Below are 8,351 nucleotides of genomic sequence, written 5' to 3'. Positions count from 1 at the left end.
TGGTTACGTATTGCTGATGGTTTCTGTGGCCCAGCGCGTTGGCACGGTTGATGGGGAAACGTCCTGAATTCATCATAGGTGGCAGATGAGTGACGAGGTTCCACGCCCTGACCGCTCAAGACGGTGCCGGTACGATTGCCATATTCGTCGTATTCAAACTCACTGGTCAGGCTGAGGCTGCTGCCCGGTTCGATCACTTCGCTGCGCAATGCGCCGGTGGCGTGATCGTAATCAAAACCGGTCGAGCGGGTCAGCGTACCTTCACGGGTAGTGTGGGTAACCTCCACGTTGAGTGGCTTGCCGATCAGCCAGGCAGACGCATCGTTGCGGTAGACACTACTGGTCTCTTTTCTGACAAAATCGCCATTTTCGCCGTTGATCTCCACCACCATGCGCAACGCATTGCCGTACTCATCGTACTCCGCGTGGTTGGTATTTTCGGTTTTGATGTGACTGCCATCAATTTCATAGTGTTCCAGCACTTGGGTATGGGGCTGCACGCTGACGACATTGTCGTGAACCATCGGCATTTTTCGATAGGTCAAACTGTTCCTGAGGATAACCACATCACCAACAAGCTCTTCTATCTCCCGCACCCGACCGCTGAAATCACCGTCCTGATAGTAGCGGGTGATATGTTTTCTGTTGGTAGTGTGGTTATGACTGCTGACTTCGGCAAACCCGAGGCTGCCGTCGTCTTTGTGGGTCTTCAGCCCGGCATAGTGGTAACTGATGCGGTTCATACCACCGATGCCATCAGAGGTTGAAATACTGCGCACCACCCTGGTGACACCCCGCAAATCAAAGACGGGCGCGACGGCATCTGTGTAACGCTCGTAGAGATCATCGTCACTCAGGCGACCATACTCAAATTCCGTACGGGTTCCATATCCTGTGGTAACCGCAGCCAGTAGTGTCGCCTTGTTATCATTGCCGATGGTGCAGTTGATGCCCTTGTAACTTCGGTAACAGACATCAGGTGAACCATCGTTGTTGATGTCGGTCATGCGCAATGGGTTCTCTTTCGGCATGACCTTGGTGCCGTCATACAACGTTATGACGTCCACACTTGGCTTCAGACTGGCATACTTGCGCATGGCACCGAAACCCTCACCATTGTTCAACGCACAACTGAAAGCTTCATTTCCGGAACCGGTACAGACATCGGCCCGTCCATCCACGTTGATATCGAGCAGATTCAGACTGTTGTCGTTATGATTCCTCTCCAGATCCTCGTCCGTTCCCCACTCATAGGTAACGTCCGCCCATTTTTTGAGTGGCGTAAAGGCTTTTCCGGTATTGATGGCACAGGTGTAGTTGCGTGACTGACGAAAGCAGATATCCGAGAGACCATCGGCATTGAGATCACCATACCGAAAGGTACCGGCAAAACTTTTGTTCGCCCACTGACTGCCAAACTCCGCTGACCAACTCTCTTTCTCGCCAAACAGCGGCATATCATCCGCGTCAACCCCCAGGCCGAGGGCGCAACGAAAACCCTGGCTGTCTGCGCCACAGATATCGATAAGGCTGTCACCATTGATATCGGTGAAATTCAGGGTGTTGTTCTTGATATCGTCACTACCGGCGGGCCAGCCACTCTCTGAGAGTGTCACGGGCGGTCCGAACCTTTTGCCATCATGATTCAGTAAACAGGTGACGCCATCGTTGCCAAAAGCGCAGATATCCACATAGCCGTCACTGTTGATATCGAAAAAACGCAGGGTATCCTTGCGATTGAGGGAATGGGTCCAGTAGTGACTGTTGTTGAATCCCTGCCCATCACTCAAGCCGCACATGATGCCGGAATTGTCCTGGATGCAGTAATCGGACTTCATGTCGCCGTTGAGGTCCAGCAACATTAAAGTCCCGGAGATTTTGGGCTTATGCCAATGTTTTGCATCAAGCCGATCCGCCCATTTCGAGTATTCGGCCGGATGATCCCCATTGCTCAATCCACAGTAGAGTCCATGATCGAGATAACAGAGATCGGTCAGTCCGTCCTGATTTAGATCTCCCAGGGCAAAGGTTGAGAAGGCATTGCCGGTCAGAATTGAGGGATCGTTGAAAAAGTCGAAACCGGTATTTTCATTCCACTCAAACCGGGTCGCAGGACTGCACTCACCCAAGCCATCGCAAAGCTGAATCGCACTTATGCGGCTGAAAGGCAGTGTTTCGTCGATCTCGTAACTAAAACGATACTCCCGCAGTTTTTCTCCATCACTCAGGATATTCAACGAAGCAAGCCGAAGTCCCAAATCACGTCTTTCTCCAAACTGATAGGCGCTGAGGTTGTCGGGACGAGTCTCGTATTCAAACTCGACCCGATGCACGCTGTACTCGATAAAATCCGGGACGCTTAATCCACCATCTTTGCGGTAGTGGTATTGAATCCGGTTGTCAAAACGGTCACGCCGGCTACTGAGTTTCCAGGCGGCAGCTTCATCCCGCCCGGCTGCAGAGGTTCGCGTATTTAATGAGTCGCCATACTCAAGGATATAACCCCGCTTGCTCCAAACCGTCCAGCGCTCCGGCCCACTGCCCAACGAGCCGTGGGATTCGATTCGTGCGTAACTCTCTGCAACTGTGCGGTACTCAGTACCGTCTTCACCATCCTGACCTGCTATGGCAATCAGCCGCTGTCCGTCGAGACAGTAACGATCCCTGTTATCGAATCCCACGCCACCCCGTTCACCGTCGATCTCCTTGTTGGCCGGGCAGCGGGTAATGGCGGACTCACCAGCCAGTTTAAAACCAATACCCAGGACACCATTGGGACTGCGCGGGCTGTAGCTAATTGATAATCCCGGCGCCAGTCCATTCGGCCCTTGCGGCAGATCAACCGGTAACGTGTAGTCGAGGGTACCCTGATTGACTTGGGCCTCGCCCTCCAGGGAGCCAACCAGCCCGCTATTGGCCGCAACGTTTGAAAGAAAGATCAATGATGCGCAGAAGATGCCAGAAAACCTGGCCGCAAACCTCATATCCATGAGTTTAATTCCCTTAATTCAGTGTTTTTTATGCGTTATCAGAAACTGCCGGCGCGGCGTTCCAATTCGATCATCTCATCATCGAGTTGTTCGAGTTTACTATCCAATTCGATCAGTTCAGGGTCGGTTGTCTCGGGCTGCATATTTGTCAACGCTGAGATCTCATCCTGGGTGATGCCGTACTTCTGGCTGACCTCCGCAATCAGAAGATCCGCTTCGAGCAGCAGTTGGTCGGTCTCTTTGCTGTAGACATCCTTGCCACCCACCCAGCCTTCCGCTTCCTCCGCTTCCTGGTTGATCCGTTCAACCTCCAGCCGCATCTCTTCCACCGATGTTCGCAACGTTTCCGCTGCGGGTGGGAGTGCGTCATTCACCACCAGGCGGTCTCGCTCTTTTCGCAGTTCACCCACAGCAAGTTCACTGACCGGATCTTCAGATGTCTCATCCTCAATCTGCAGGAAATCCTTTACCACTTTGCGTAATGTTCGTTCCGGCAGTGAGACCGTTTCGTCAACTGACACCGGCTCAATCTCACCGGTATTCATTGCGACAACCACCACTGCCATAACGGAGATAACACTCGCCCCAAAAATTGCCATTGGTTTCTTCATTCTCTGTTTTTCATTTTTGTTTATTCAACCGTCGAGGCAACAGGCATCGGAGTTCTATGCGTTGAAAATGACGGATATCGAATAATCCGTATCTTTGCCGCCAGTGCGAACAACAGGAGCGTGAACGTCACAAGCAGCAGTGGCCACTCACCCCAGACCGTATAGGGGGTCTGACCACGCCTGGGCTGGATGCTGCCGTCAAACCAGCCCTCTCCCCTGCTTCGGGTCTCAACGAGTCCGTCCGCCGCGAGGGTCGATAATGGCGCTAATCCCCTTATTGGTGGCATGCAGCATGGGTTTGCCGCTCTCCAGCGCCCGCATTCTGGCTATCTGCAGGGACTGCTCCGGTAACCACGTCTCTTCGAACCAACTCACATCGCTCACATGCACAAGTAGTTGCGCATCTTTCCAGTCGTACCGTAATTCGTTGCCGAAGTGATTTTCAAAACAGATGGAACTGGCCAGTGGCACGCCCTTTACCCGCAAGAGCCCCTGCTCTGATGGCCCACTTGTCAGAGCGTCCATTGCGACATTGGGCATATCTCCCATATCGCTCAAAAACGGGATATCGGGGGTAAACTCACCAAAGGGGATCAGGTGACGTTTTAAATAGCGAAGTTTTGGTTCCGCGCCGACAAACAGGGCGTTATAGGATTTGCCGTCACGTTCGATATAGCTGCCCAGCAACAGCTCTGTTCCCGCTTCACGCAGGCTGTCCACCTGCGCATCCAGAAAACGATAGACGCCCTTCAGATCGTAGGCCACTGAGGACTCATGCCACAATACAAGATCCGGACGAGGTTCTATCTGGCTCATCGCCAGATAGCGTTCGATGGTATCGATCACCTTGTAGCGCCGAAACTTCCGCTCCCCATCCTGATTTCCATGTATCAGACGCACTTCAAGCGGTTGGGAGATTGGCTGAGTCCATTCCAGATGACCCAAAACGGTTCCTGACAGGAACAGAGACAATAGTGCGGCGAATGCCGACAGCCTCATCTTTTTCCCGGGACCGATCAACCCCAACGCGAGCAAACCACCCGCCAGTAAAACAAAAAAAGTTAGACCCAGGACGCCAATGTATGGGGCAAACCCTGCCAGCGGAGTGTCGATAAAGCCGTAACCCGCCATATAGTGTGGAAAGCCGGTCATCCACCAGGTTCTGACCCATTCACCGAGTGTCCAGACCGAGGCAAACAGCAGAACAGAGATCAAAGGTGATCTCTGTCGGCTCAAGCTGACATGGATGTAACCACAAACGCCGGGAAGGCAGATGTTCGCCAGGACCAGACCTGTCATGGCAATAGTGAGTATCGGCAGAAAGCTCTCGTCAACCCCACCCAGTGTGCTGAAGAGCCAATGAAGACCTACACCGTAGAAGGCCGAACCGAAGAGAAAACCGCGCCATGCGGCACGTAGGGGTGTTGACCGGCTCCAGATCAGAAACAGGGCAGCAAAGGAGACCAGCGCCAGCCACGGCAGATGAAAGGGGGCAAAGGCGAAAACCAAAGCCACGCCGGCAAGCAGGGCCAAAATATCCAGTCCGATATTGTTCTTTTTCATACGGTCCATGTACTGTTTTTTAACTTTGATGACGCTGCATCAAATCCCTGTCTGGCGAGTGTTCCCTGTTCGCGGTGGAATAGATAACACGAGAAGGGAAGAAAAATCCCATCCGGCAGTGGCTTTTTGTGACTCAGTTCACATTATAAAAAGTGATCCCCGAATTTTCATATCTGCAGGACACGAGAGTTGCCGGTTCCGCTGCGCTTGAGTCGGCCTACACCCGCCGGAATTCTGCTGAGGGTTGCGCGACTACTCGACCAAAGAAACACCTCGAATCGGGCAGGCCCGTATCGTCTCCCAGAGCAGATCGACAGCATCCGGACGGGGGAAACTCTTGCGCCAGGCAAGGGCGACCCGGCGATAGGGGGGATCTCCCTTGAAGGGTCGGGTAGTGACCAATTCATCCGACGAAGGATTTGGGTTGATTGCTGTATCCGGCAACACGGTTATCCCGATACCACCAGCGACCATGTAGCGGATGGTCTCCAAAGAACCCCCTTCCAGATTGCGTTGCAGGCTGCCTTCACTGGAACTGGGCTGTAGACAGCCCGGGCAGACCCGCAGCACCTGATCGCGGAAGCAGTGCCCATCACCCAGCAGGAGCACACTCTCCTTGCTGAGATCGGCGGCGGAGATGGCATTCAACTCAGTCAGCCGATGCGCTACGGGCAGTAGCACGGAGAAGGGCTCATCATAGAGTGGCCGGGTCTGGATGCCCGGTTCATCATAGGGGAGCGAGATGATCACCACATCCAATTCACCCTGCTTCAACTGCTCTGACAGCACTGCGGTGAAGTTTTCCCGAATGACCAGCGGCATCCTGGAGACCCGCCGGGTCAGTTCTGGAATCAGATGGGGAAAAAGGTAGGGACCAATGGTGTAGATGGCTCCAACCCGTAGGGGATCCACCAGTTGATCTTTACTCTGCATTGCCAGGGTTCGGATGAAACCGGCCTCCTCCAGCACCCTCTGAGCCTGAACAACGATGCGTTCACCCGCCGGTGTCAGTGTAACTTCACCCAGACCACGTTCGAACAGACTGACGCCCAGATCCGCCTCCAGTTTTTTCACTGCCACGCTCAAGGTAGGTTGGCTGACAAAACAGCCTTCCGCGGCACGCCCAAAGTGACGCTCACGCGCAACAGCTACGATATACCGGAGTTCATTCAGGGTCATGGCAAACTGGCCTTAAGGAAAAATGGGCAGGCATCAGCACTAAAAGCCCACAATAAAGGTTAAATTATGCACATTAAACAGAATCTAATGCACATTTTCTATAAAAAGCGCACCCGCTTCATTGTTTCAACAGATTTTATTAGACTACTATAATCAGACTGAAAATCTGTTATACAAGGGTTCGCCGGAGTTGCCCGGTAACCAGAACTTTCAAGGCTTGACCAACCTTCAACGATGTCTGCAGACACCAATACATTCCAAAACCTGCCTGAGGGCAGTCTGAAAGTACTACAGCTGACGGACTTCCATCTCTATGCTGACACCTCGCGCTGTCTGCTCGGCTTGAATACACAGGAGACACTCAACCTGGTCTCTGCAATGGCGCTGGAGCAGATGGGGACTCCAGACATGATCCTTGCCACCGGCGATCTGGTTCACGACGCGTCTGAAACCGGTTACCGGCGACTCAGGGAGCAGTTTGCCGGATTCGGCGCTCCAACCTTCTGTCTGCCGGGGAACCACGATATTCCCGAGGTTATGACCCGCTTGTTAAATCAGGATGGCATATCCACCCTTCCCAGCACACAGCAGGGAAACTGGTCACTGATCTTTCTGGACTCCACCATTCCCAAGGAACCCGGTGGCCATCTTGACGAGAGTCAGCTGGAGCGGCTCGAGGATGAGCTGCAAAAACACCCGGACAAGCATACGCTGGTCTGCATGCATCACCACCCGATTCCAGTGGACAGCGCATGGATGGACAGCATGGCCCTGAACAATCCTGAACCGCTCTTCGAACTGCTGGCAAAGCACAAACAGGTAAAAAGCATCCTATGCGGTCATATCCACCAGGAATTTGAGCGCAACTACCACAACCTGCTGCTGCTTGGTTCTCCCTCTACCTGCATTCAGTTCATCGCAGGTCAGGACAAATTCGGCATTGACGACAAACCACCGGGTTATCGCTGGCTCGCCCTGTTGCCGGATGGTGAAATCCGTAGCGGCGTGGAACTACTGCCGGAAATGCCTGAGGGCCTGGATTTCAATTCCAGCGGCTATTGAACCGAACATCCCTGCTGTTTTTCGACCCCTCAAAAAATTTCAGCTCAGATCCACGGTCACCGGATCACCCACCATCATCGCCTGCGGCAGATGCAGAATGCGCACAGCCACCACTTCAACACCAGCCTCCACCACCCTGCGCAGAGATTTTCCATATACGGGATCGATCTCATCGGCTGGGCGGAAGCACGTCCCCTCCGGCCGATTGAGCGCATAGATCATCACGCCGCGATAACCTTGGCGACAGGCCTCCGCCAGTAGCTCAAGATGCTTCAAACCCCGCGCAGTGACCGCATCCGGGAAACTGAGTGGCTCCCCCCCCTCCCAGAGCGTGACATTTTTGACCTCGACCCAGACATCCGCCGCCGGACCATCGCTCAGAAACATATCGAAGCGGGAACGGGGAAAACCCGGCGCCTCGAAGGTCACTTCAGTCCGCACATCCCGGTACCCCTCGGGCCTGGAATCCTCTTCACGCAACTTTCGCTGATCACCGGATTCGTCCGGCCGGTATCGCCGATCCGCCGCATATCACCGTTCAGCGTAAGGCAACTTGCGGCGCGGATTGTCACTGTGGCTGATCTGTACCAACGCTCAGGCTCCAGCATCACGCATACTGCCATTATTGGGACAATGGGCGGTTACGACGGAACCATCGTCAATTTCGACATCCGCCAGCGTTTATAGCGTTTTAGTATATGTCATTTGGTAGTAGTAGAACAACGGGCCTGACTCGGGAAAACTCTTAGGCAATCCCTAATTTACGACCACGACTGGGAAGCATATTAGGGTCTTCGCCAGAATCAACGGAAAAACTCTCTAAAGAGGTAGATAATGAGCATCAAGCTATGGCTCACCGCCTGTATCACTACGTTCTGCCCCAGCAAATGCGCAGGCTGACGGTATATCCGACGCAGTGGGATACTACGACAATCCTTCCGCAACA

The 8,351-nt window shown here is 53.5% G+C and carries 6 protein-coding genes; 1 reads left to right on the top strand and 5 read right to left on the bottom strand.

Annotated features, from left to right (window positions below):
• The 4 genes from G9Q73_RS11425 to G9Q73_RS11410 all read right to left on the bottom strand — a co-directional run.
• The coding region (locus tag G9Q73_RS11425; protein WP_177419900.1) for a SpvB/TcaC N-terminal domain-containing protein at positions 1-2,990 on the bottom strand (2,990 nt) is incomplete at its 3' end.
• A 38-nt stretch (positions 2,991-3,028) separates the two neighbouring features.
• Positions 3,029-3,601 carry a hypothetical protein gene (locus G9Q73_RS11420; protein ID WP_177419899.1) on the bottom strand — a complete coding sequence of 191 codons (573 nt, stop codon included), beginning with the start codon at positions 3,599-3,601 and terminating at the stop codon, positions 3,029-3,031.
• A gap of 228 nt (positions 3,602-3,829) precedes the next feature.
• Positions 3,830-5,173: an apolipoprotein N-acyltransferase gene (lnt, locus tag G9Q73_RS11415; RefSeq protein WP_218649949.1), complete on the bottom strand. Its 1,344-nt coding sequence runs from the start codon at positions 5,171-5,173 to the stop codon at positions 3,830-3,832.
• Positions 5,174-5,416: 243 nt separating this feature from the next.
• Positions 5,417-6,343 carry a hydrogen peroxide-inducible genes activator gene (locus G9Q73_RS11410; protein ID WP_177419897.1) on the bottom strand — a complete coding sequence of 309 codons (927 nt, stop codon included), beginning with the start codon at positions 6,341-6,343 and terminating at the stop codon, positions 5,417-5,419.
• Between the two features lie 234 nt (positions 6,344-6,577).
• On the opposite strand from G9Q73_RS11410, the gene cpdA reads away from it, so the two are divergent.
• Entirely contained in the window at positions 6,578-7,405 is an 828-nt protein-coding gene (gene cpdA, locus G9Q73_RS11405) for a 3',5'-cyclic-AMP phosphodiesterase (RefSeq protein ID WP_177419896.1), read from the top strand.
• Between the two features lie 39 nt (positions 7,406-7,444).
• Here cpdA and G9Q73_RS11400 read toward each other — a convergent pair whose 3' ends face one another.
• Entirely contained in the window at positions 7,445-7,885 is a 441-nt protein-coding gene (locus G9Q73_RS11400; RefSeq protein ID WP_246345217.1) for a DNA/RNA nuclease SfsA, read from the bottom strand.
• Between the last annotated feature and the right edge of the window lie 466 nt (positions 7,886-8,351).

It is taken from the genome of endosymbiont of Lamellibrachia barhami (assembly GCF_011947365.2).
In the GTDB taxonomy this organism is placed as follows: domain Bacteria; phylum Pseudomonadota; class Gammaproteobacteria; order Chromatiales; family Chromatiaceae; genus QGON01.
This window is presented reverse-complemented; position numbering and strand designations above follow the sequence as displayed.

Coding starts and splice junctions, on each gene's coding strand:
- G9Q73_RS11420 (WP_177419899.1), bottom strand. CDS start 3,601: ATGAAGAAACCAATGGCAATTTTTGGGGCGAGTGTTATCTCCGTTATG.
- lnt (WP_218649949.1), bottom strand. CDS start 5,173: ATGGACCGTATGAAAAAGAACAATATCGGACTGGATATTTTGGCCCTG.
- G9Q73_RS11410 (WP_177419897.1), bottom strand. CDS start 6,343: ATGACCCTGAATGAACTCCGGTATATCGTAGCTGTTGCGCGTGAGCGT.
- cpdA (WP_177419896.1), top strand. CDS start 6,578: ATGTCTGCAGACACCAATACATTCCAAAACCTGCCTGAGGGCAGTCTG.